At 72.4% G+C, this 21525-nt stretch carries 21 protein-coding genes; 12 read left to right on the top strand and 9 right to left on the bottom strand.

The window, feature by feature from the left end; genetic code table 11:
• Positions 1–6: 6 nt before the first annotated feature.
• The gene (gene fdhD / locus ACZ6B8_RS11070) at positions 7–855 is read left to right on the top strand and encodes a formate dehydrogenase accessory sulfurtransferase FdhD (RefSeq protein WP_471607008.1); all 849 of its coding nucleotides are present in this window, start codon (positions 7–9) and stop codon (positions 853–855) included.
• Between the two features lie 105 nt (positions 856–960).
• Here the strand turns inward: fdhD and ACZ6B8_RS11065 are convergent, their stop codons facing one another.
• Entirely contained in the window at positions 961–1410 is a 450-nt protein-coding gene (locus ACZ6B8_RS11065) for a MarR family winged helix-turn-helix transcriptional regulator (protein WP_471072953.1), read from the bottom strand.
• Positions 1411–1557: 147 nt separating this feature from the next.
• On the opposite strand from ACZ6B8_RS11065, the gene ACZ6B8_RS11060 reads away from it, so the two are divergent.
• The 3 genes from ACZ6B8_RS11060 (at position 1558) to ACZ6B8_RS11050 (ending at position 5829) form a co-directional block, all read left to right on the top strand.
• Positions 1558–2481 (top strand): quinone oxidoreductase family protein, encoded by a 924-nt coding sequence (locus tag ACZ6B8_RS11060; RefSeq protein WP_471607007.1) that lies wholly within the window; start codon positions 1558–1560, stop codon positions 2479–2481.
• 188 nt (positions 2482–2669) lie between these two features.
• Positions 2670–4565 (top strand): exo-alpha-sialidase, encoded by a 1896-nt coding sequence (locus tag ACZ6B8_RS11055; RefSeq protein WP_471607006.1) that lies wholly within the window; start codon positions 2670–2672, stop codon positions 4563–4565.
• Positions 4566–4575: 10 nt separating this feature from the next.
• Positions 4576–5829: a DUF4185 domain-containing protein gene (locus ACZ6B8_RS11050; RefSeq protein WP_471072962.1), complete on the top strand. Its 1254-nt coding sequence runs from the start codon at positions 4576–4578 to the stop codon at positions 5827–5829.
• Here the strand turns inward: ACZ6B8_RS11050 and ACZ6B8_RS11045 are convergent.
• Complete coding sequence (locus tag ACZ6B8_RS11045) at positions 5765–6805, bottom strand: bile acid:sodium symporter family protein (protein ID WP_471072965.1); 1041 nt, start codon at positions 6803–6805, stop codon at positions 5765–5767. The two genes, ACZ6B8_RS11050 and ACZ6B8_RS11045, sit on opposite strands and share 65 nt — an antisense overlap.
• A gap of 190 nt (positions 6806–6995) precedes the next feature.
• Here ACZ6B8_RS11045 and ACZ6B8_RS11040 point away from each other — a divergent pair, with 190 nt between their 5' ends.
• The gene (locus ACZ6B8_RS11040; RefSeq protein ID WP_471072967.1) at positions 6996–7865 is read left to right on the top strand and encodes a LysR substrate-binding domain-containing protein; all 870 of its coding nucleotides are present in this window, start codon (positions 6996–6998) and stop codon (positions 7863–7865) included.
• A gap of 336 nt (positions 7866–8201) precedes the next feature.
• Positions 8202–9062, top strand: a complete 861-nt coding sequence (locus tag ACZ6B8_RS11035; protein WP_471072970.1) for a choice-of-anchor K domain-containing protein — start codon at positions 8202–8204, stop codon at positions 9060–9062.
• A 30-nt stretch (positions 9063–9092) separates the two neighbouring features.
• Here the strand turns inward: ACZ6B8_RS11035 and ACZ6B8_RS11030 are convergent, their stop codons facing one another.
• Together ACZ6B8_RS11030 and ACZ6B8_RS11025 are read right to left on the bottom strand one after the other, a co-directional pair.
• A complete protein-coding gene (locus ACZ6B8_RS11030; RefSeq protein ID WP_471607005.1) occupies positions 9093–9668 on the bottom strand; it encodes a dihydrofolate reductase family protein in 576 nt (191 codons plus the stop codon).
• 150 nt (positions 9669–9818) lie between these two features.
• The gene (locus ACZ6B8_RS11025) at positions 9819–11279 is read right to left on the bottom strand and encodes an amidase (RefSeq protein ID WP_471607004.1); all 1461 of its coding nucleotides are present in this window, start codon (positions 11277–11279) and stop codon (positions 9819–9821) included.
• Positions 11280–11451: 172 nt separating this feature from the next.
• Here ACZ6B8_RS11025 and ACZ6B8_RS11020 point away from each other — a divergent pair, with 172 nt between their 5' ends.
• The gene (locus ACZ6B8_RS11020; RefSeq protein WP_471072979.1) at positions 11452–12051 is read left to right on the top strand and encodes a TetR/AcrR family transcriptional regulator; all 600 of its coding nucleotides are present in this window, start codon (positions 11452–11454) and stop codon (positions 12049–12051) included.
• A gap of 442 nt (positions 12052–12493) precedes the next feature.
• Positions 12494–14317, top strand: coding sequence for an AMP-dependent synthetase/ligase (locus ACZ6B8_RS11015; RefSeq protein ID WP_471607003.1), 1824 nt, complete (start codon positions 12494–12496; stop codon positions 14315–14317).
• A gap of 53 nt (positions 14318–14370) precedes the next feature.
• On the opposite strand, the gene ACZ6B8_RS11010 is transcribed toward ACZ6B8_RS11015, so the two are convergent.
• Positions 14371–14553, bottom strand: coding sequence for a hypothetical protein (locus ACZ6B8_RS11010; RefSeq protein ID WP_471607002.1), 183 nt, complete (start codon positions 14551–14553; stop codon positions 14371–14373).
• Between the two features lie 287 nt (positions 14554–14840).
• On the opposite strand from ACZ6B8_RS11010, the gene ACZ6B8_RS11005 reads away from it, so the two are divergent.
• Positions 14841–15632: an aldo/keto reductase gene (locus ACZ6B8_RS11005; protein ID WP_471607191.1), complete on the top strand. Its 792-nt coding sequence runs from the start codon at positions 14841–14843 to the stop codon at positions 15630–15632.
• A 117-nt stretch (positions 15633–15749) separates the two neighbouring features.
• Here ACZ6B8_RS11005 and ACZ6B8_RS11000 read toward each other — a convergent pair whose 3' ends face one another.
• From ACZ6B8_RS11000 to ACZ6B8_RS10985, 4 genes are all read right to left on the bottom strand, one after another.
• A complete protein-coding gene (locus ACZ6B8_RS11000; protein WP_471607001.1) occupies positions 15750–16649 on the bottom strand; it encodes a class I SAM-dependent methyltransferase in 900 nt (299 codons plus the stop codon).
• Positions 16650–16761: 112 nt separating this feature from the next.
• Entirely contained in the window at positions 16762–17502 is a 741-nt protein-coding gene (locus ACZ6B8_RS10995; RefSeq protein WP_471072990.1) for a class I SAM-dependent methyltransferase, read from the bottom strand.
• 99 nt (positions 17503–17601) lie between these two features.
• Complete coding sequence (locus ACZ6B8_RS10990; protein ID WP_471607000.1) at positions 17602–18201, bottom strand: TetR/AcrR family transcriptional regulator; 600 nt, start codon at positions 18199–18201, stop codon at positions 17602–17604.
• Entirely contained in the window at positions 18198–18761 is a 564-nt protein-coding gene (locus ACZ6B8_RS10985; RefSeq protein WP_471072996.1) for a TetR/AcrR family transcriptional regulator, read from the bottom strand. The genes ACZ6B8_RS10990 and ACZ6B8_RS10985 overlap by 4 nt, the downstream gene beginning before the upstream one ends.
• Before the next feature lie 272 nt (positions 18762–19033).
• Between ACZ6B8_RS10985 and ACZ6B8_RS10980 the strand changes: the two genes are divergently transcribed.
• Genes ACZ6B8_RS10980 through ACZ6B8_RS10970 form a run of 3 tightly spaced genes read left to right on the top strand, consistent with a single transcriptional unit; the run spans position 19034 to position 21523 of the window.
• Complete coding sequence (locus ACZ6B8_RS10980) at positions 19034–19465, top strand: cupin domain-containing protein (protein ID WP_471072999.1); 432 nt, start codon at positions 19034–19036, stop codon at positions 19463–19465.
• Entirely contained in the window at positions 19462–20484 is a 1023-nt protein-coding gene (locus ACZ6B8_RS10975; RefSeq protein ID WP_471073002.1) for a methyltransferase, read from the top strand. The genes ACZ6B8_RS10980 and ACZ6B8_RS10975 overlap by 4 nt, the downstream gene beginning before the upstream one ends.
• Before the next feature lie 10 nt (positions 20485–20494).
• On the top strand, positions 20495–21523 hold the full coding sequence (locus ACZ6B8_RS10970; RefSeq protein ID WP_471606999.1) for a methyltransferase domain-containing protein: 1029 nt from the start codon (positions 20495–20497) through the stop codon (positions 21521–21523).
• The last annotated feature ends 2 nt before the right edge of the window (positions 21524–21525 follow it).

The raw sequence follows: 21525 nt of genomic DNA, 5'->3' as shown, positions 1-21525 counted from the left end.
CGACACATGGGACGAGTCACTGAGCGACGCAAGGTGATCCGGGTCCGGGACGGGCGCGTCTCGGAGCGGCCCGACACCCTGGTCGCCGAGGAACCCCTGGAGATCCGGCTCAACGGCAAGCCGCTGGCCATCACCATGCGCACGCCCGGTGACGACTTCGCGCTCGCGGCCGGGTTCCTGGTCAGCGAGGGCGTGCTCGGCGCCGCGGACGAGCTCCAGTCGATCGTGTACTGCGCCGGCGCGACGACCGAGGGCGTGAACACGTACAACGTGGTCGACGTGCGGACCGCTCCGGGCGTCGTCGTCCCCGACATCACGCTGGAGCGCAACGTCTACACCACGTCCTCCTGCGGCCTGTGCGGCAAGGCGAGCCTGGACGCGGTGCGCACCACGGCGCGCTTCCCGATAGCCGACGCTCCCCCGGTCCGGCTCGGCACCGAGCTGCTCGCGAGCCTCCCCGACCGGCTGCGCGCGCGGCAGCGGGTCTTCGACCGGACCGGGGGGCTGCACGCCGCGGCGCTCTTCGACGAGCAGGGGGAACTCCTCGACCTGCGCGAGGACGTGGGGCGGCACAACGCCGTGGACAAGCTCGTCGGACGCGCCCTCCAGGACGGCCGGCTTCCGCTCTCCCGCGCGGTCCTGCTCGTCTCGGGCCGCGCCTCCTTCGAGCTCGCCCAGAAGGCCGTGATGGCGGGCATCCCGGTGCTCGCCGCGGTCTCCGCGCCGTCCTCGCTGGCGGTGGACCTGGCCGCCGAGACGGGACTGACGCTCGTCGGTTTCCTGCGCGGCTCCTCCATGAACGTGTACGCGGGCGAGCACCGCGTCGCCCTGGAGGCCGCGGCCGCCCAGGACTGACCCGGGCCACCCGCCGCACGGCGGCGGCGCCCCGGCCGGCGGGGAGCGCCCCCTGCGCCGGCCGGGCCCTCTGCCCCGGCCCCGGCGTCACGTCCCGCGCCGGCGTCAGTCCTGCGGCGCGACCCCCGAGATCCGGACCAGCAGCGCGAGGAACCGTTCGCGTTCCGCCGCCGAGAGGGGCGCGAGGAGTTCGGCGTTGGCCTGCTCGGCCGCCTCGGCGCACCGCCGTACGGTCCGGCGGCCGCGCGCGGTGATGGTGATCGCGTTCTTGCGGCGGTCCGCGGGGTCGGGTGCGCGCTCGATCAGTCCTTCGGCCTGCAGGTCGTTGAGGACGCCGACCATGTCCTTCGGGTCGAGCGAGACGCTCCGGCCGAGTTCCGCCTGGGCGAGCGGCCCGAGGTCGGCGACGGCGGACAGCACCACGTGGTGCCACATCTTCAGCCCCTCGCGCGCCAGCGCCTCGGCGACCAGGCCGCGCCCGCGGGCCGCCGCGCGGCCGAGCAGCCAACTGGGGAGGGTGCGGATGGTGCTGGGAGCGGACGGTGTCGTGGCCATGGGAGGAGCCTAGCCAAGCCTCACGTAATCGTTGGACTTCCCCATGATTTGCGGGCTACCGTGAGCACGCGTGAACTCGTTGGGACTCCCAACGGTTTCTGGTGCGGATCGTTCCCGGGACGGTCCCCGGTGTCTGGAGGTGGTCGGATGCGTCGCATTCGGTACGAGCGCAGTGGTGGACCCGAGGTCCTGTTCCTGGAGGAGACCCCCGTCCCCGAGCCGGGGCCCGGCGAGCTCCTGGTGCGGGTCGAGGCGGTCGGCGTCACCTTGCCCGTCGTCCGCAAGGTCCGCGAGGACCGCCCGCCGATCGCGCTCGGCGGAGAGATCGCCGGCACGGTCGTCGCCCTCGGCCAGGGCGTCACCGCTCACGCGCCGGGCGACCGGGTGACCGGCCTCGTCTTCGGGCACGGATACGCCGACCACGCCCTGCTGCACACCACGATGGCCTCCCCCGTGCCGGACGGCGCGAGCGCCGTCGACGCGGTCGCGCTGGTCCGCTCCGGGCTCGTCGCACGCGGCGCCCTCGAAGCGGCCCGCCCCGCACCCGGCGAGTCCGCGCTCGTCACCGCGGCGGCCGGCGGCGTCGGCCACCTCGCCGTGCAGCTGGCCCGGGCGCGGGGCGCGGGCCGGGTCGTGGCGGCCGTGTCCGACGCCGCCAAGGCGGAGTTCGTGCGCGGCCTCGGCGCCGACGAGGTCGTCACGTACGACCGGGCGGAGTGGGGCGAGCCCGTGGACTACGTCCTGGACGCGGTCGGCGGCGAGCTGCTCACCCCCGCCGTCCGCTCCCTCGCCCCGCACGGCCGGCTCGTCGCGTACAGCTCGGGCGGCGGCACGGTGGCCGCGTACGACCTGCTCGTCGGCGCGAAGTCCGTCATCGGGTTCCAGATGGGCCTGATCGCGCGCGGCCGGCCGGGGCTGTACGAGGCGTGGCGGCGCGAGCTGTGGGAGCTGCACGCGGCGGGCACGCTGCGGCCCGTGGTGCACGCGGAGTTCGCCCTCACGGACGCGGCGGAGGCGCACGCGGTGATCGAGGCGCGGACCAACCGGGGCAAGGTCGTCCTGATCCCGTGACGCCTGCTCCTTGTGGGTGGCCGAGAGCCCCACGTAGCGTCTGTGCCACGCACATGGGACGTGGGATGTCAGGATGTCCGCATCACCGTACGATCTGATTGCCCGTCATCCCGGGTCCGGGACCGGGGCGCCTCGCCCCGGCCCCTCATCGCCATGAGTCGCCGTCGCCCCGAAAGGCGGACCGCACCATGCCATCGAGCCTCCGTGCACGTCTGAGACCGCTCCGCGCCGCCACGGCCCTGCTGACCGCCGTCACCCTCGGCGCCCTGCTGCCCGCGCCCTCGGCGCAGGCGGCGCGGGCGACGGCCGCGCCGACACCGGCCTTCGAACAGCAGGTGCTGTTCAGGGCCTCCCAGGACCCCGGTTATGCCTGCTACCGCATCCCTGCCGTGGTGCGGACGGCCAAGGGCACGCTGCTCGCCTTCGCCGAGGGACGGGTGAACAACTGCGGCGACGCGGGCGACATAGACATCGTGGTCAAGCGGTCCCACGACGGCGGCCGGACCTGGGGGCCGCTCCAGGTGGTCACCGAGGGCGCGGGCGACACCCACGGCAACCCCGCCCCCGTCGTGGACCGCAGGACCGGCCGCATCCTCCTCGCCGAGACGTACAACACCGGCCGCACGGACGCGCAGAACTGCACCGTCCCCTGCGACCGCACCCCCCACCTCCAGTACAGCGACGACGACGGCCGCAGCTGGTCGGCGCCGCGCGACCTGAGCGACCAGATCCTGCCGAAGGACTGGAACTCGTGGTACGCGACCGGGCCCGTGCACGGGCTGCAGCTGACTCGCGGGCGGCACGCGGGCCGGCTCGTCTTCACCGCCAACACCGAGACCTGGGACGGCAGTCGGGTCACCGCCAACCACGCGGCGCTGATCGTCAGTGACGACGGCGGCGACCGCTGGAAGATCGGCGCCAGGGACTCCTACCCGATACCGGCCGACGGCACCTTCCGGCAGAAGCCGTCCGAGATGACCGTCACCGAGCGGCCCGACGGGACCCTCTACGTCAGCGGCCGCGAGCAGGACGGCACGGACCTGGGCCACCGCACGCACACCGTCAGCCGCGACGGCGGGAGCTCCTTCGTCGCGCCGTTCCGTGCGATCCCCGACCTCTACACGCCTCAGGTGCAGGGCTCCACACTGCAGTTCGGCAAGCGGATGCTGCTCGCCTGCCCCGCCGACCCCGACCGGCGCCGCACCATGCAGATCCGCTCCTCCTACGACGGCGGCCGCACCTGGGACAGCGTCGACCGCGGCACGACGGTGACCACCGACTGGTCGGGCTACTCCGACCTGGTGCGGGCCGACGGCGCGCACGTGGGACTGCTGTACGAGGGCGGCGCCGTCGACGCGCGCGACGAGATCCGCTTCGCCCGCTTCACCGAGGAGTGGCTCACGCCGCGCCGCGGCCCCGACCCGACGACCCCCGACCGGGCGCCGGGTGCCCGTCCCGCGGCGGTGCTCGGCGGGGCCCGCACGACCGAGGGGCGGTTCGGCCGTGCGCTCGCCCTCGACGGGAGCGACGACGCGGTGCGCCTGCCGTTCCAACGCCACCTCCCGCTCGGCACAAGTGACTTCACCGCCTCGGTGTGGTTCCGCTACTCCGCCACGACCGGTGAGCAGCCGCTGCTCTGGATGGGCGGCATCGGCACCAACCAGCCGCAGGTGTGGCTGCGCGGCGAGCCCGCGAGCAACCGGGTCACCGGCCTGATCACCACGCGCGAGGGCGCCACGCCCCCGAGGTCGGCGTCCGTGCGCACGGCCGGCGCGTACAACGACGGCCAGTGGCACCACGTCGCACTGCGCCGCGGCGACGGGCGCCTGACGCTCTTCCTCGACGGGGAGCGGGTGGAGGCCCCGGACGTGCCGGGCTCGGTCAGCCGCAACTCCCCCTTCGGCGTGCACGTCGGCCAACGCATGGACAGCCGCGCCTACTTCACCGGGGACATCGACGAAGTCCGGGTGTACGACGAGGCGTTGGACGACGACCGGATGGAAGCCCTGCGAACTCAAGGGGACGCTGTGACACGGGACACCGTGATCCACCTCCCCATGGACCACGTGCGCGGCAGCAACTAACGTCCCGGTCGTGTCCGCCCGCGAACGTCCCGCCGCGGGGCCGCGCAGGATCTGGCCGGTCCTGCTGCTGGTCCTGGCCTGCGCGGCCGTGCTGCTCATCGCCCTCCCGGACGACGACCGGGAGGGCGACGCGGCGTGCCGGCCCCGCACGGTCACTTCCTGGAGCGCCGACGACGCGGCCACCGCGGAGTTCGCCCGCTACGGCGACGACACGGCGCGCACCGACGACTGGACCGGCGGCGACGGCACCCACTCGGTGCGGCTGCCGGACGGGCGGGTGCTGTGGCTTTTCTCCGACACCTTCCTCGGCCAGGTCCACGCGCCGCCCAACCCGGCGGGCCAGCCGCACACCTGGCGCGACGCGAACACCCCGATGGTCCGCAACTCCGCGGTGGTGATGTCCCGTTCGGGCACCCTCCAGCGCACCCTCGCCGCGCCGCTCTTCCCCGATCCGGCGCCCCAGCAGTGGCGCTGGCCGGTGGCGGCCCGGGTGGAGCCCCGCTCGCCCGGCGCCGACGAGCAGGTCGTGCGGGTGCTGCTGTGGACCCGGCAGGCGAGCCAGGGCCCGTGGATCTACGGCGTCCCGCTCGCCACCGAGGTCGCCACCCTCTCCCTGCCGGACCTGCGCGTCGAGTCCGTCGTGAAGGTCTCCGACCAGCAAGGGGTGGCCGATCCGCAGAAGCGGGTCCTGTACGGCACGACGACGGTCGAGGACGACGGCTGGACGTACGTCTTCGGCGGCACGGACGCCCAAGCTGCCGCGCGCCCCTCCTCCCACGCCCATGTGGCACGCGTCCCGCGCGGCAGGCTCGCCGACGCCTCGGCGTGGGAGTACTGGGACGGCGAGGAGTGGGGGCACGGGGTGACGTCGCGGTCCGTGCTCGGGGACGGCAAGCGCAAGGGGGTGGGCAGCGCGTTCACCGTGGTGCGGGACGACGGCACGTATGTCCTGTTCACCATGGCCGCGGGCACCGAGGGCCTGACCACCGTCGCCTCGTACTGGTCGTGCTCCCCGACCGGCCCCTGGCACGGCCCCGCCAAGGGCTTCGAGGCACCGCTCCCGCACGACGGCAACCCGCAGCAGGAGACCGCCGCGTACAACCCGCAGGTCCACCCGGCGCTCGGCGGCGACGGCCGCGTCGTCCTCAGCTACGACGTCAACTGGCTCAACGCGACGCCCACGACCGCGCAGGCCAACGTCACCCGGAACGTGTCGCTGTACCGACCGCGGTTCGTGTCGCTGCGTCTCGGGGCGGCTCGCTGACGTACTCCCGCGGATCGCGCGAGCGGCGTTTGGCGATGACCGCGCAGACCATCAGCTGCATCTGGTGGAAGAGCATCAGCGGCAGCACCGCGAGGGAGGCGTCCGCGCCGAACAGGACGCTCGCCATGGGCAGTCCGGCGGCCAGCGACTTCTTGGAGCCGGCGAACTGGATCGCGATCCGGTCGGCCCGCCCGAAGCCGAGCCGCTTCGCGCCGTACCAGGTCAGCGTCAGCATCACCGCGAGCAGCACCGCCTCGACGCCGAGCAGCGCGAGCAGCCGCACCGGGTGGACCTGGTGCCAGATGCCCTGCACCATGCCCTCGCTGAACGCCGTGTAGACGACCAGCAGGATCGAGCCGCGGTCGACATAGCCGAGGATCTTCTTGTGGCGCGTGACGAAACCGCCCACCCAGCGGCGCAGGAACTGCCCGGCGAGGAACGGCACGAGCAGTTGCAGCACGATCTTGACGAGCGAGTCGCCCGAGAACCCGCCGCCGCTCCCACCGAGCAGCGCCGCCGCGAGGAGCGGGGTGAGCAGGATGCCCGCGAGCGAGGAGAAGGAGCCCGCGCAGATCGCCGCGGGGACGTTGCCGCGGGCCATCGAGGTGAAGGCGATGGACGACTGGATCGTCGAGGGCACCAGGGTGAGAAAGAGGAAACCGCTGAAGAGCGCGGGCGTCAGGACGTACGGGACGAGCCCCTTCGCGGCGAGCCCGAGCAGCGGGAAGACGACGAACGTGCAGGCCAGGACGGTGACGTGGAGGCGCCAGTGCTTCAGCCCGTCGAGCGCCTCGCGGGTGGAGAGGCGGGCACCGTAGAGGAAGAAGAGCAGGGCGACGGCCGCGGTGGAGGCGCCGGATGCGACATCGGCGGCGGTGTCGCGGGCGGGCAGCAGGGCCGCGAGCCCCACAGTCGCGAGCAACGCCACGATGTACGGGTCGACCGGCATCCAGGACGGCCACTTCAGGCGTTTCACGGCGCTCCATGCTCTCGGTGCGGGGTGGTACGGGTGGTACGGGTGGCGCTGGGTCGTGCGGGCGCCGAGGCCGGCCGGGGGGCGCCCTGACGTGCCCCTCCCATGATCCTCCCGACCCGGGTGATCGGGAATCCCGTACACCGCACTGACTGCCATCGTGATCCGTGATGAGCGGGTTAGGCTGGCCCGTGTGTACGACCCCTCGCAGCTCCGCACCTTCCTCGCGGTCGCCCAGACGCTGAGCTTCACGCGCGCGGCCCTGCGGCTGAACCTGCGCCAGTCGACCGTCAGCCAGCACGTGCGCCGCCTGGAGGAGGCGGCCGGGCGGCAGCTGTTCACCCGGGACACCCACAGCGTGGAGCTCACCGAGGACGGCGAGGCGATGCTCGGCTTCGCCCGCCGCATCCTGGCCGCGCACGAGCAGGCGGCGGCGTTCTTCACCGGCAGACGGCTCGGCGGGCGGCTGCGGTTCGGGGCGTCGGAGGACTTCGTCCTGACCCGGCTCACCGACATCCTGGAGTCGTTCCGCCACGACCACCCCGACGTCGACCTGGAACTGACCGTCGAGCTCTCCGGCACGCTGCACAAGCAACTGGACGCGGGCCGGCTCGACCTGGTGCTGGCCAAGCGGCGCCCGGAGGATACCCGCGGCGAGCTGGTCTGGCGGGACGACCTGGTCTGGATCGGCTCCGAACGGCTGCGGCTCGACCCGGAGCGCCCGGTGCCGCTGATCGTCTATCCCCCGCCGGGCATCACCCGCGCCCTCGCCTTCGAGGCGCTGGAGCGGCGGGGCCGCGCGTGGCGGGTGGCCTGTACGAGCGGCAGCCTCAACGGCCTGGTGGCCGCCGCCCGCGCGGGCCTCGGCGTGATGGCGCACTCGCGGGGCCTGATCCCGCCGGGCCTCGTCCGTGTCCCGGAGCGGGCGGGCCTGCCGGAGCTCGGCTCCGTCGACTTCGTCCTGCTGCACGGCGAGCGGCGGGCCTCCGCACAGGAGGCCGCGGACGCGCTGGCGGCGGCGATCCTGGCGGGCGGCGACCGGCTGCACCGGGGCGGCCGGTGAGCGTCGGTTCGGATCGTCCGGGCCCGGTGCCACCGCGTCGCCGCTCACCCCGGCCGGCGCGTACCGCGTCGTGACGGCCCGTACCGGCCCTTGACGGTCCGGGCCGACCCTCGGCCTCCCGCGGCACATGAGCCCGCGAGGGACGGGTGGGGTCCACGGGCTGTGAGTGCGGAGCTCCGTCCCCTCCGGCGGAAGGCGCGGCGAAACTATCGGCCATTCGCGAAGACTGCCCCATCCTTCCTGAATTCGCCTTTCCGGCCGATCCGCCCCAAAGCTATCGTCGCGGTCCCGGCTGGTCGGCCGGGAAGAAATCAACCGGGCAGAGGAGATCTGCGCATGTCGAAGGTCGACACGTCAGGCACCTGGACCGCGATCAGCATCAACCCGCCCAACCTGGAAGGCCTGAGCACCGACAACATCAAGTGGGGCATTCCCGCGGGCGGCGGCAAGAGCGGCTATCTCTTCGCCGGCGGCACGGTCGATGTCCTCCTGGACGGCACGGAGTTCACGCTCGGCACGTTCACCCATCAGAACTTCCCCATTCAGGGAATGCCGCAGAACCAGTTCGAGATCGACCTCGCCGCACGCGTCGTGTTCGAGGACCAGGTTCCGCACGACTTCAGTTTCCGTTTCCAGCACAACGAGACGCCGAACGTCGGCCCGAACCCCGAGGACATCGTCGACCTGCCCACCCGGGTGTCGCCGGAGACCGTCACCATCGACAACACCGAATACGCGGTGGTCATCACGGGATTCAAGCAGGGCGGCCAGATCGTCACGCGGTTCATCAGCCCCGAGAACGCCGCCAACAGCGCCGACCTCGTCGCGGTGCTGGCCCGCACCGGACTCCCGGACGTCCACATCACCACCGTGCGGTTCAAGGGCGAGGTGAAGCGCTCGCAGGCCGACGAGTACGTGGAGGTCGTCAACCGCGGCACCGCGCCCGCCGACATCTCCGGCTGGGTGCTCGGCGCGGACGACGCGGGGCAGAACTTCACCTTCCCGGCGGGCACGACGCTGCTGCCCGGCGCCCGCGTCCGCATCTACACCAACCAGAGCCACCCGGAGTGGGGCGGCTTCTCGTACGGCAGCGGACGCCCCATCTGGAACGACCGGGGCGACGCGGCCAGGCTGCGCGACACCGGCGGCACCCTGATCTCCGAGTACGCCTACGGGTCGGCCGCGTCCGCTCCCTGAGCCGCCCCCTCCGTCCCGCGCCCGCGCGGATCAGTGGCGGGTGGGGCGGTAGATGAGCTCCTGGATGCGGCCGTCGAGCGTCCGGCTCTCCAGCAGTTCCAGGTCGAAGTCGTCCGCGCCCCGGAAGACGGGGGCCAGACCGGTGCGGCCGGTGACGACGGGGAAGACGGTCACCTGGAGGCGGTCGACCAGGCCGGCGGCCATCAGCGCCCGGTTCATCGACAGGCTGCCGTGCGAGCGCAACGGCACGGCGGACTCCTTCTTGAGCCGGGCGACTACGTCGACGGCGTCGCCGCTCGCGACGGTGGCGTCCGGCCAGTCGAGTGGGCCTTCCAGCGTCGTCGACACCACCGTCGCCGGCAGGTTCACCATCCGGGTGACCCAGGGGTCGCGCACGTCGGAGTCCTCGGTGGCCGCCCCCAGCATCTGCACGAACTGCCGGTAGGTACGGGCGCCGAAGACCATCCGCTGCTCCGCGCCGTACAGCGAGAGGCGGTGGTCGAGCAGCTCGGGACCCTGCTTGCCCCAGTAGCCGGTCCAGTCGCCCTCGGCGGCGCCGTAGCCGTCGAGGCTGGAGAAGACGTCGAAGGTGTAGGTGGCGGCCATGGCGTTCTCCTCGGGCGGTGACTGCGGCGGGTTCCGTCGACCGGCGAACCGCCGAGCGATCAATCCGTCGACTCAGCGATCGTCACCCCTGTAGACCCGGCGCGCCCGCGGAACTCATCGCACTCGGCGCCCGGCCCGCTCGGACGGGGATCACGCCACCGTGTCCCCCGGCGCGTTCCCCGCCCACACCCGGGGCGTCCGGCCGGCCCACGGGCTCGCCTGTTCGAGCTGCCCAGCGAGGCGGAAGAGGAGCCCTTCCCGCCCGAAGCCCGCGGCGAACTGCGCGCCGACCGGGAGCCCGGTCGCGGCGTCGGCCGTCACGGGCACGGACATGGCGGGTGTGCCCGCCACATTGAACGCCGCGGAGAACGGCGCGCGGTCGAAGAGGCGGCGCAGCCAGTCCAGGCCGTCCAGCTCCTGTGCCCCGCGCCCCGGCGTACCCAACGGCACCGCGAGCTCCGGAAGGGTCGGGGTGAGCAGCACGTCGTAGGCGGCGAAGGAGCGCGCGAGGCTCCGGGCGACGCGGTTGCGGACCGCGAGGGCGGAGACGAACCCGGCGCCGGTGACCCGCTGCCCGTACCGGTAGCCGGCCAGGGTGGAGGGCTCCAGGGTCGACAGGTCGACGGGACGGTCGAAGGCGGCGGCCAGCTCGTCGACCGACGCGGTGAGGTGCGCCGACCACTGCCGGGCGTTGGCCAGGACGAACTCCTCCCAGTCCACGCCGAGTTCGACCTCGGCCTCCGTCACCCGGTGGCCGAGGGATTCGAGCAGGGCGACGGTGCGGGCGAGGCCGTCGGCCACCGGCGCGGTGGTGCGGCACCCACCCCACGGCTGTCCGAGGACGCCGATCCGCAGCCGGCCCGGGTCGCGGGTGACTTCCCGCACGTACGGGCGGGGCGGCTCGGCGGCGAAGTAGGGGTCGCCCGGTTCCGGGCCGCGCACCGCGTCGAGCAGCACCGCGCTGTCGCGCACCGTACGGCTGACGCAGCCCTGCACCGCGAGGCCGCCCAGGACCTCGTCGGCGTCGGGGCCGACGGAGACCCGGCCGCGGGTGGGCTTCAGGGCGAACAGGCCGGTGCAGGCGGCGGGGATGCGCAGCGATCCGGCGGCGTCGGTGCCGTGGGCGACCGGCACCACCCCGGCGGCGACCGCCGCGGCCGCGCCCCCACTGGAGCCGCCGGCGCTCCGGTCCGGGTCCCACGGGTTGCGGGTCGGGCCGCGGAACGCCGGTTCGGTGGTGATGCCGTACGCCATCTCCGGTGTCGCGGTGCGGCCGAACGTCACGAGTCCGGCGCGGCGGAAGCGCCGCATCAGGAAGGAGTCGGCGCGGGCGACGTGGCCGGCCGCGAGGCGGCTGCCGAGCTCCGTGCGCCGGCCGGCCATCGTGACGCCGATGTCCTTGATCAGGAACGGGACGCCGGCCAGCGGGGCGCTGCCCGGCTCGGGCCGGTCGTCGGTGGGCCAGGTCTCCACGATCGCGTTGATCAGCGGATCGACCGCCCGCGCGGCCTCGCGGGCGACCGTCTCGACCTCGGCGGGGCTCACCTCGCCCGCAGCGACCAGCTCGGCGAGGCCAACGGCGTCATGACTCACGTACTCGGCAATTCTCACGGTCACTCCCAGCGGTGAGGCGGTACCGGATGCGCACCTCTCGATACCCGTGAGTACCGAGTGATACCGATCGGTATCGCGTGGAACGGACTGGTACCGTAGCACCGCGTCGAGGGCCCAAGAACCACAGGCCCCGGAGCGGACCCGAGCGGACGGACGGCACGGAGGACTCATGGCGACGACCGCCGGCAGACCGGACAGAGTGGCGAAGCTGCCGCCGCGCGAGCGGATCCTGGACGCGGCCGAGGAGCTCTTCCAGAGCGAAGGGATCCGGCGGGTGGGCGTCCAGGCGATCGCCGAGAAGGCCGAGACCACCAAGATGGCGATCTACCGGCACTTCGAGACGAAGGACGCCCTCGTCGCGGAGTGGCTGCGCATCGTCGCCGCCGACTACCAGGCGGCCTTCGACCGTGTCGAGGCCGCACACCCCGGCCGCCCCGAGGAACAGATCCTGGGCCTGGCCCGCTTCATCGCCGAGGGGCTGCCCGGCATCTCCTACCGGGGCTGCCCCTTCATCAACTCCCTGGCGGAGCTGCCCGACCGCGCCCATCCGGCCCGGCAGGTGATCGAGCGGCACAAGGCGCTCCAGACCCGCAGACTGGTCGCCATGTGCGCCGCGGCCGGGCTGCCGGACCCCGGACAGACCGCCGCAGAGATCACCTTCGCGCTCGAAGGTGCGCAGGTCAGCACGCAGAACGGCAGCGTCGACCGGGTCGGCGAGCGGCTGATGACGATCATCGAGGGCATCGTGGACCGGCACCGCGGGCGCTGAGCGGGCGACGAGTGAGCGACGAGCAGGCGATGAGTGGGCGATGAATCGGCACAAGTTCCCCACCTGCTCCACGCCCGAGGAGCCGTGACGAAGGGTCGGCCGCCAGGGGCCCGAAGGGCTCGCGCCGCCACCTCGCTCCGCGAAGTCCCAGGCGGGAGCGGAAGCGCGACGGGGCGGACGCGTACATGATCTTGTGGTGGGCAAGCGGCCGGAAGATCGTCCGATGCGAACGAATCTGTGTGCTGCGTACAGATTCGGTGGAGATTACGCTCCCGAAACTTACTCCTCCGTAAGTAAGTTGTCCCGCCCTTCCCCTTGTGGCCGCATTTCCACCGGCTGACCAGTGCCGATGGTCCGTACCGGCGCCTTTTGGACCCCCTCCCGAAGGCGGGCGGGGTGGGGTACCGTCACGGCGCTGTGCGGAGCGCCACAAGGAGCATCATTGCGCGAGTTCTCGAATCCTCCGATGGCGTCGGCGCCGCTGGTGGGCGGCCTTGCCGACGCCGTGTTCGACCATGCCGTCGAGGACCCGTCGCGCGTCGCCTTCGGCCGCAAGACCGACGGACGCTGGAGCGACGTCACCGCGGCCGAGTTCCGCGACGAGGTGCTCGCGCTGGCCAAGGGCCTGATCGCCCAGGGGGTGCGGTTCGGCGACCGCGTCGCCATCATGTCCCGCACCCGCTACGAGTGGACGCTCTTCGACTTCGCGCTGTGGACCATCGGCGCCCAGGTCGTGCCGATCTACCCGACGTCCTCGGCCGAGCAGGTCTTCTGGATGCTGCACGACGCGCAGGTCTCGGCCGCGATGGTCGAGCACGAGGACCACGCGATGACGATCGGCTCGGTCGTCGACCGCCTCCCCCAGCTGCGCAAGCTCTGGCAGCTCGACGCCGACGCGGTGGGTGAACTGGGCGCGGCGGGCCGCGACATCGACGACGAGGTGGTGCACCGCCACCGCCGCGCCGTGACGCCCGACTCGATCGCCACGATCATCTACACGTCCGGCACCACGGGCCGCCCCAAGGGCTGTCTGATCTCGCACGCGAACTTCATGTTCGAGGCGGACGTGATGGTGTCGCGCTGGGAGCCGGTCTTCCACTCCAAGCGCGACAGCGAGGCGACCACGCTCCTGTTCCTGCCGCTCGCCCATGTCTTCGGCCGCATGGTGCAGGTCGCGGCGGTGCGCGGCCGGGTCAAGATGGGCCATCAGCCCAACCTCAACGCGGCGGCGCTCCTTCCCGATCTCGCCGCCTTCCGGCCCACGTTCATCCTGGCCGTGCCGTACATCTTCGAGAAGGTCTTCAACGCGGCGCGGCGCAAGGCGGAGAAGGACGGCAAGGCCGGCCCGTTCGACAAGGCCGTGGAGTGCGCGGTGCGGTACGCCGACGCGCTCGAGGCCAAGGCCTTCGGGACGGGGCCGGGCCCGGCGGCGGGGCTGCGCATGCAGCACCAGCTCTTCGAGAAGCTCGTCTACTCCAAGGTCCGCGAGGCGATGGGCGGCCGGGTGCGGCACGCGATGTCCGGCGGTTCCGGGATGGACCGACGGCTCGGGCTGTTCTTCGCGGGCGCCGGAGTGACGATCTACGAGGGGTACGGCCTGACGGAGTCGACGGCCGCCGCGACCGCCAACCCGCCCGAGCGCACCCGCTACGGCACGGTCGGCCAGGCCATCCCCGGCGTCAGCGTGCACATCGCGGAGGACGGCGAGGTCTGGCTGTACGGCGGCAACGTCTTCCAGGGGTACCTCAACGACCCCAAGTCCACCGACGCGACCCTGCACGACGGCTGGCTCGCCACCGGTGACCTGGGCGCGCTCGACGAGGACGGCTATCTGACGATCACCGGGCGCAAGAAGGAGATCCTGGTGACGTCCGGCGGCAAGAGCGTCTCGCCGGCCCAGCTGGAGGAGCGGGTGCGCGACCATCCGCTGGTCGCGCAGTGCATCGTCGTGGGCAACGACCGCCCCTACATCGCCGCGCTCGTCACGCTCGACTCCGAGGCCGTGGAGCACTGGCTGACCATGCGCCGCAAGCCGATGATGGCGCCGGGCGACCTGGTGCGCGACCCCGACCTGGAGACCGAGGTGCGGCGGGCCGTCGTCGCCGCCAACACCCTGGTCTCCCAGGCCGAGTCGATCCGTACGTTCCGCATACTGGCGCACCAGTTCACCGAGGAGCACGGCCTGCTCACGCCGTCGCTGAAGCTGAAGCGCAAGGCGATCGAGACGGTGTACTCGGCGGAGGTCGAGGCGCTCTACCGCAGCTAGGCGCGGTCACGCGGGTGCGGAGATCGTACCCCGGCACACCTCCTGCCGGCCCATCAACTGACGCTGCGCCGACGCACGGTGGCGTTGCCGAACTCGGTGTTCTCGAGGTCGGTGTCGAAGGCCTTCACCTTGTAGGCGTCGATGACCCTTCGGTAGGCGCCGGCGAGCGTGAACCACCTGACGCCGGTCGCGGCCATGACGTCGGTGGGCTTCGGAAGGCTTGGGCCGGCGTTCACACGTTCACATGTATGTCGCACGTTCGGCGACGTGCAAGAGATTCGCGTGACGGGACACCGTCAATGGCCCGGACCGATCCGCGAGGAAAACCGCGTCCGCGTTCGTTTCGGCACCCGCCCGACCGGCGACAGGATGGAGACCGGTGCACACGACGATCGGCGTCCCGACCGCGGCCAGGAATGCGGCACGGCCCCTGATCGTTGACCATGGGAAGACCAACCGACGACTTAAGGATCGAAAGCTCGTGAGCAAGGTTCCCCCGATCATCCTGAACAACGGCGTCGAGATGCCCCAGCTCGGCTTCGGCGTGTGGCAGGTTCCGGACGACGAGGCCGAGAAGGCCGTCGCGCTGGCCCTGGAGGCCGGGTACCGGAGCATCGACACCGCGGCCATCTACGGCAACGAGGAAGGCACCGGCCGGGCGATCGCCGCGTCCGGTGTGGCCCGTGAGGACCTGTTCGTCACGACGAAGCTCTGGAACAGCGAGCACGGCCACGACGCGACACTGCGCGCCTTCGACGCCTCGCTGGAGAAGCTGGGCCTCGACTACGTGGACCTCTACCTGATCCACTGGCCGGCGCCGTCGAACGACAAGTACGTGGACACGTACAAGGCGTTCGAGAAGATCCTGGCGGACGGCCGCGCGAAGTCCATCGGCGTCTCGAACTTCCTCCCCGACCAGCTGACGCGGCTCATCTCCGAGACGTCGGTCATCCCCGCCGTCAACCAGATCGAGCTCCACCCCCACCTGCAGCAGCGCGCCTCGCGCGAGCTCCACGCCGAGCAGGGCATCGCCACCGAGGCGTGGTCGCCGCTCGGCTCCGGCAGGGGCCTCCTGGAGGTCCCGGCGATCATCGCCATCGCGCAGAAGCACGGGCGCTCGCCCGCGCAGGTCGTCCTGCGCTGGCACATCCAGCTGGGCAACATCGTGATCCCGAAGTCCGTGACGCCGTCGCGGATCAAGGAGAACATCGACGTGTTCGACTTCGAGCTGGACCCCGAGGACATGGCGGCGATCTCGGCCCTGAACGAGGACCGCCGCATCGGCCCGGACCCGGCGACGTTCCACGTCGTCTGAGCCGCGGCACCCCGGCTCTGCGCCGGCGGGACCTCAGCGGTCCGCTGCACGTCACCCGGCCTGTCACGACAGGCCGGGTGACGTATGTCCACTCGAAGCGCGCCCTCTCGGTCGCCGCTAAGCGTTCCTCACCGCCACATGCACCGTCTGCGCCGTCAGCACGAACAGGTCGGCGCGGTGGTGCAGGCTCTGGGGGTCCTTCTCGTCCAGGAGGCGGTCGAGGGTGGTGAGGTCGTCGGGGGCGAGGCGGTCGGCGTGCATCTCGCGGCGGCGGGTGAACTCCTGCACCACGTGGGCGCGGGCGTCGTGGGAGAGCGGGGCCGGCAGGTCGAGCAGGAAGCTGCGGCTGGCCTCGTGACGCAGGCCCGCGCCGGCGAGGAGGGCCGGCCAGTCCTCCGGCGTGTCCCGCGAGCCGTCGAGGCCCGCGCGCATCCCCGTGAACCACTCCTCGTCCGCCGCCTCCAGCCGGGCGAGCAGTCCCGGGCGGCCGACGCCGATGTCGCGGGGCAGATAGCGGGAGCCCAGGCCGCCCTCCAGGAGAGCCATCGTGCCGCCCGGCGCGAGGCGTCCGGCGAGCGCCGCCAGCGCACCGGCCTGGTCGCCGACGTGGTGCAGGGACTTGCACAGCCACAGCAGGTCGGCCGTCGGCACGTCGCCGATGTCGTCCGGGAGTGCGGCGCGCGCCGTGCCGAACCGGTCGGCCAGGCCCTCGCGCTCCGCACGCTCGCGGGCCTGCTCCAGGAGGGCGTCCTCGGGGTCCGCCGCGACGATCCGGGCCTTCGGGAACGCCTCGGCCAGCAGGACGGAGACGGCGCCCGGGCCGGAGCCGACGTCGACGACCACGCCCGGCGCGGGGGCCCAGCGCTTCAGCCAGTCGGCCACCTGGCCGTAGAGGGGCGCGGCGATGCGCGCGTAGCGCTCCAGCATGGCACCCATGGCGGCCCAGTCCATGTCGCCGTCATGCCCATGCCCATGCCCGTGGCCGTGCCCCTGTCGGTGCCCGTGGTGATGCCCCATCGTCTTCTGCCGCCTTCCGGTTCCCGAGCCGTGCTGTGTGCTGCCGACGGAGCCAGCCTGCTCCCCGTACCGGTTTCGGACCACCACAGTTGCCGGTTCCGCAAAAGATCCGTCAGCCTCGCTTGCGGTAGGCGCGCACGCCGAACCGGGGGTCGGGGCGCGGAACGTCCTGGTCGGGGAGGTCCGCGAGCGCGGTCGTGAACCGCGCGGCGAGCGGTCCTCCGGCCGGGATCTGCGTGAACCAGCCGCGTCGCACGTCCTCGATGGTGGAGCGGGGCGAGCGGCCCTGGCCGTGGCCGCGGAAGCTCGCCCGGCCCGCCGGCGTCAGGCCGTGCTCGGCGGCGCAGGCGTCGACGGCCTCGGCGCGGTCGACGGCCACCGCCACCGGGCGCGGCGCGAGCACGGCGTCGATGTCGCTGCCCACGTCGTGCGCGGCGGCCTTGTCCACGGTGGTGACGTAGACGCCGCCGGGCCGCAGCACCCGCGCGCACTCCGCGACGACCGCCGAGGCCTCCTCGGCCCCGGACAGCAGGTGCAGCAGCCACACGGTGCTCACGGCGTCGAACGACGCGTCGGCGAAGGGGAGTTGACGGCTGTCGCCGAGGACCACGGCGCCCGGCAGCCGTCCCGCCGCCATCCGCGCCATCCGGTATGTGGCGTCGAGGCCGGTCACCCGCAGCCCCTGCCGCGCGGCGAGGCGCCGGGTGACCAGGCCGGTGCCGCAGGCGACGTCGAGGAGCGCGCCCGGCCCGTCGGGCACCAGGCCGAGCACCGCGTCCGCGGCGGCGGCGGCGCGGGGCTCTCCGCCGCGCGAGGCGTCGTACCGGTCGGCTTCCTCGCTGTAGTCCAGCATCGGCCTCTTGCTCCCCTGACTCGGCTTGCGTCGCTTGCCCGGCCGAGCCGCCGTCGATGCGGGCGGTCGCCGGTGCGGGGCCGTCCGCCGGGAAAGGCCTCAACCGTCCCCGGCGAGGTAGCTGCCCAGTACGGGTGCGAACAGTTCGACCAGGGTCTCGGTCGAGGCCGAGGCGAGCGGCTCCACCCGCACGATATAGCGCACCATGATCAGGCCGATCAGCTGGGAGCCGACCATCGTGGCGCGCACCGGCGCGTCAGGGCCGGGGATGGACCGAGCGAGCGTGCCGAGAACCTCCGTGGTGATGAACTTCCGCAACTGGAGCGCGGCGTCCTCGTGGGAGACCGCGGACCGGATCACCGCCAGCATGGGATCGCGCCGCTCCACCGTCTCCCACTGCTGGAGGAAGCTGCGCAGGATCCGTTCGCCGAGGCCGTCCGGTGCGCCCGCGAGTACCTCCGGCTTGATCTCGGCCGGGTGCAGGGCCCGGCTCATCGCGGCCGAGAAGACGCCCTCCTTCGTACCGAAGAAGTGGTGGACCAACGAGGCGTCCACACCGGCCTCGCGGGCGATCGACCGGATCGTGGTGCCTTCGTAGCCGCGTTCGGCGAACTTCACCTGGGCGGCTCGCAGGATCTGCCCGCGGGCGCTGCCCGCGCCGGGCCGTCTGCCCCGGCGGACCGGCGGACCGCCGCTCACGGCAGCGGCTCCCTCAACAGGACGAGCAGATAGTCGGCGAGCGCCCCGGGAACCAGTGGCGCCGGCGGATCGAGCAACTCGGCTCCCGTGCAGGACAACAGGGCGAGGCCCAGCAGGTGACTGACCGTCATGGCGACCCGTGATTCCCGCTGGCGCAGCTGCACCGATCCCAACAGCTCGTCGACGAGCCCGGTGAGGAAGGAGCGGAGCAGCGCCGCGGAGCGCTCGTGGGTGAGTGCCGCGGCGACCAGCGCCCGGCCGACAGGAGGGTCGGCGGCCCACGTGCGCAGGAGGGCCTGGGCGATACGGGGGCCGGCCGGCGCGCCGGGCTCCCCCGCGTCGGGCGGGCGGGACACGGCCGTGGCGCAGGGCAGCCTGATGGCCTCGGCGCAGAGCCGGTCCTTCCCGGCGAAGTAGTGGCTCACCAGGCGGGTGTCCACCTGGGCCCGGCGGGCGACGCCGCGCAGTGTCATTCCGTCGTAGCCGTGCCGGGCGAGCTCCTGGCGGGCCGCGTCCACGATGCGTTCCTTCGTGGGGGCTCTGGGCGTGCGGTCGGACACTTCGACCTCCACTGCATTGAATTCAACTTCCGTTTATTTTCGCAGACTAGAGGAAAGCGAGGCGGCCGTGCAGGGCGGATTTCGGCAATAATCCCGGCTGTCACAGACGTGTCGGGCACCTGTCCCCGCGTGTGGGCGGTCGTCCCGGGTGTCTTCGGCCATTTGTCACGTGCCGGCCGTGATCCGCGCCCATCGAAACCGTGAGCGGTACTGCCATAGATTCATGTGCGGCACCGACCCGATCCGGCAATCACCTGACGGAAAGGAAGCACATGAGGCGCGTTCACAGGACCGCGGTAAAGGCGGAGATCGTAAGGGAGCCGGGAGCGAAGGAAACCACCCACCGCAAACTCATCGACACACCCGACGGCGCGGACCGGTTCGTCCTCACGGAATTCGAGGTGGCGCCGAACGGCTCCACGCCGCCGCACTTCCACGAGTGGGAGCACGAGATCTACGTCATCGAGGGCTCCATGGGCCTCGTCATGCCCGACCAGGGCAGGACCGAGCAGGTGGGACCGGGGGACGCCATCTTCATCCCCAGGAACGAGCCCCACGGATTCGTCACGGGACCCGACCAGACGTGCCGGTTCCTGGTGGTGGCGCCCTGTGAACGGCCGCCGGTGCGCAATGTCTTCCTCTCCGAGGACCCGTACGAGTACACGCAGCTCCCCGCGTACACGAGTCTCCTGGAGGGCAAGTGAGCACGACGGACGCCACCGAGCAGGACTCCTCCCGGGTCCACTCGATCCTGACCGCCTACCTCCAGTCCAAGGCGGTGTTCAGCGCACTCGAACTGGGCGTCTTCGAAGCCCTCGAGAAGAGTCCGCGGACCATCGAGGAGCTGGCGGCGGAGCTGGAACTCCAGCATCGGCCCACCCGCGCCCTGCTGGTCGCGCTCACCGGGCTCGACCTGGTGTCGCGCGAGGACGGCCGCTACCGCAACACCCCGGAGTCCTCCCGCTTCCTCGTCGCGGGCCGGCCCGAGTACATGGGCGGCTTCGCCGAGCACCAGAACAAGCACTTCGGCCACTTCGACCGCCTCGGGGACGCGGTACGCGAGAACGCCTCGCTCAACCAGCGTGTCCTCAAGGAGGGTTACCGCGACCAGGGTGCGGCGGTCGGCGAAGGCCGCGAGGGCACCGGCCGGCTGATCCAGGCCATGCGGGTGAGTTCCCGGCTCCAGGCCGACAAGCTCGCCGCCGCGGTGCCCCTCGACGGGGTGGGGAACATCATCGACCTGGGCTGCGGCTCGGGCGACTACTCCATCGCGCTGGCCAAGCACCACCCGCGGCTGCGGGTCACCTCCCTCGACTACCCCGCGGTGTGCGAACTGACCAAGGCGAACGTGGCGGAGGCGGGCGTCGCGGACCGGGTGGAGGTCCGGCCGTCGGACATCATGAGCGACCCGTGGCCCGCGAGTGACGCCGTCCTGCTCTCGCACGTGCTCGACGGGTACGGCCCTGAGCGCGCCGGACATCTGATCAAGCGGATCCACGAGCACCTGCCGGAAGGCGGGCGGCTGTTGGTGCACGCGCACATGCCGTCGCTGGCCACCGGGCTCTTCCCGTACATGTTCGGCCTGATCCTCCTCGTCAACACCGAGGAGGGCGAGGTGCGCGACAGCGAGGACATCCTCGGCTGGGTGCAGGAAGCGGGCTTCCGGGACGTACGCACCAGCAACGTCTCGCTCCTCTCCGGGCTGGTCGTCGCCACCAAGTAGGGAGCTCCCGGTGCCGAAGAACATCCCCTCGTACGACCTGTCGACGGCGCTGGAAGGCCCCGACCCGGCTCCGCTGCTCGCCCTCAACTTCGGGTTCGCACGCGCCAGGGTGCTCTCCGCCGCCCTGGAACTCGGCGTCTTCACCGAACTGGCCCGCGCCCCCCGCACCGCCGCGGCGCTCGCCGGGGTGCTGCGCTGCGACGGTGAGGCGGTGCGCAGGCTGCTGGACGCGCTCACGGAGCTGGGCCTGGTCCGCGGTGACGACGCGAGCGGCCGGGAGGTCACCGAGCTCTCCCGGGCCCATCTCGTCAAGGGCGGCCCGGGGTTCCTCGGGGACCACTTCGCCGAGGTGATGGCGCAGTGGGACAGCTGGGGCGGCCTCGCCGATCTGGTGCGGAGCGGTCGGCGCGGCGGCGACCTGGGCGAACCCGGGGCCCGCGGCGTCCATCGCGGGATGTTCGGCGGCGCCTTCGCCCTGGCGGCCCGCGCCGCCACGGCCGTGGTCGAGGCGCTCCGGCCGGTCCCGGCCGGCCGGGTCCTCGACCTCACCGCGGGCGGCGGGGAGTGGGGCATCGCCCTGGCCGTGTCGGACCCGTCGGCGCGGGTGACGGCCCACGACGATCCGGCGCTCCTGGCGGGGGCCCGGGCACGGGTGACGGAGCTGGGGCTGCTGGACCGCTTCGACTTCGTGCCGGCCGACTTCGGCCGACCGCCGTTTCCCGACGGCTCGTTCGACACCGTGGTGATGGCGCACGCGGGGCGCTTCGCGGGGCCGGCGGCCGCCGGGCGGCTCATCCAGGAGTGCGCCCGGGTGCTGCGACCGGGCGGAACCCTGCTCCTCGCCGACGTCATGCGGCCGGCCCCCGGGGAGCCGACGCTCTCCCGGTCGATGCTCGATCTCAGCCTGCTGGTGAACACCACGGAAGGCGGTCTACCGGAACCGGATGAATATCTCGCGCGGATGGAGAAATCAGGCGTGACGGCGAAAGAGTCCGTGACACGGGGTCTTGTGACGGCACTGACAGGTGAAAGGCGGTAGTC

It is taken from the genome of Streptomyces sp. NPDC041122 (assembly GCF_055592445.1).
This window is presented reverse-complemented; position numbering and strand designations above follow the sequence as displayed.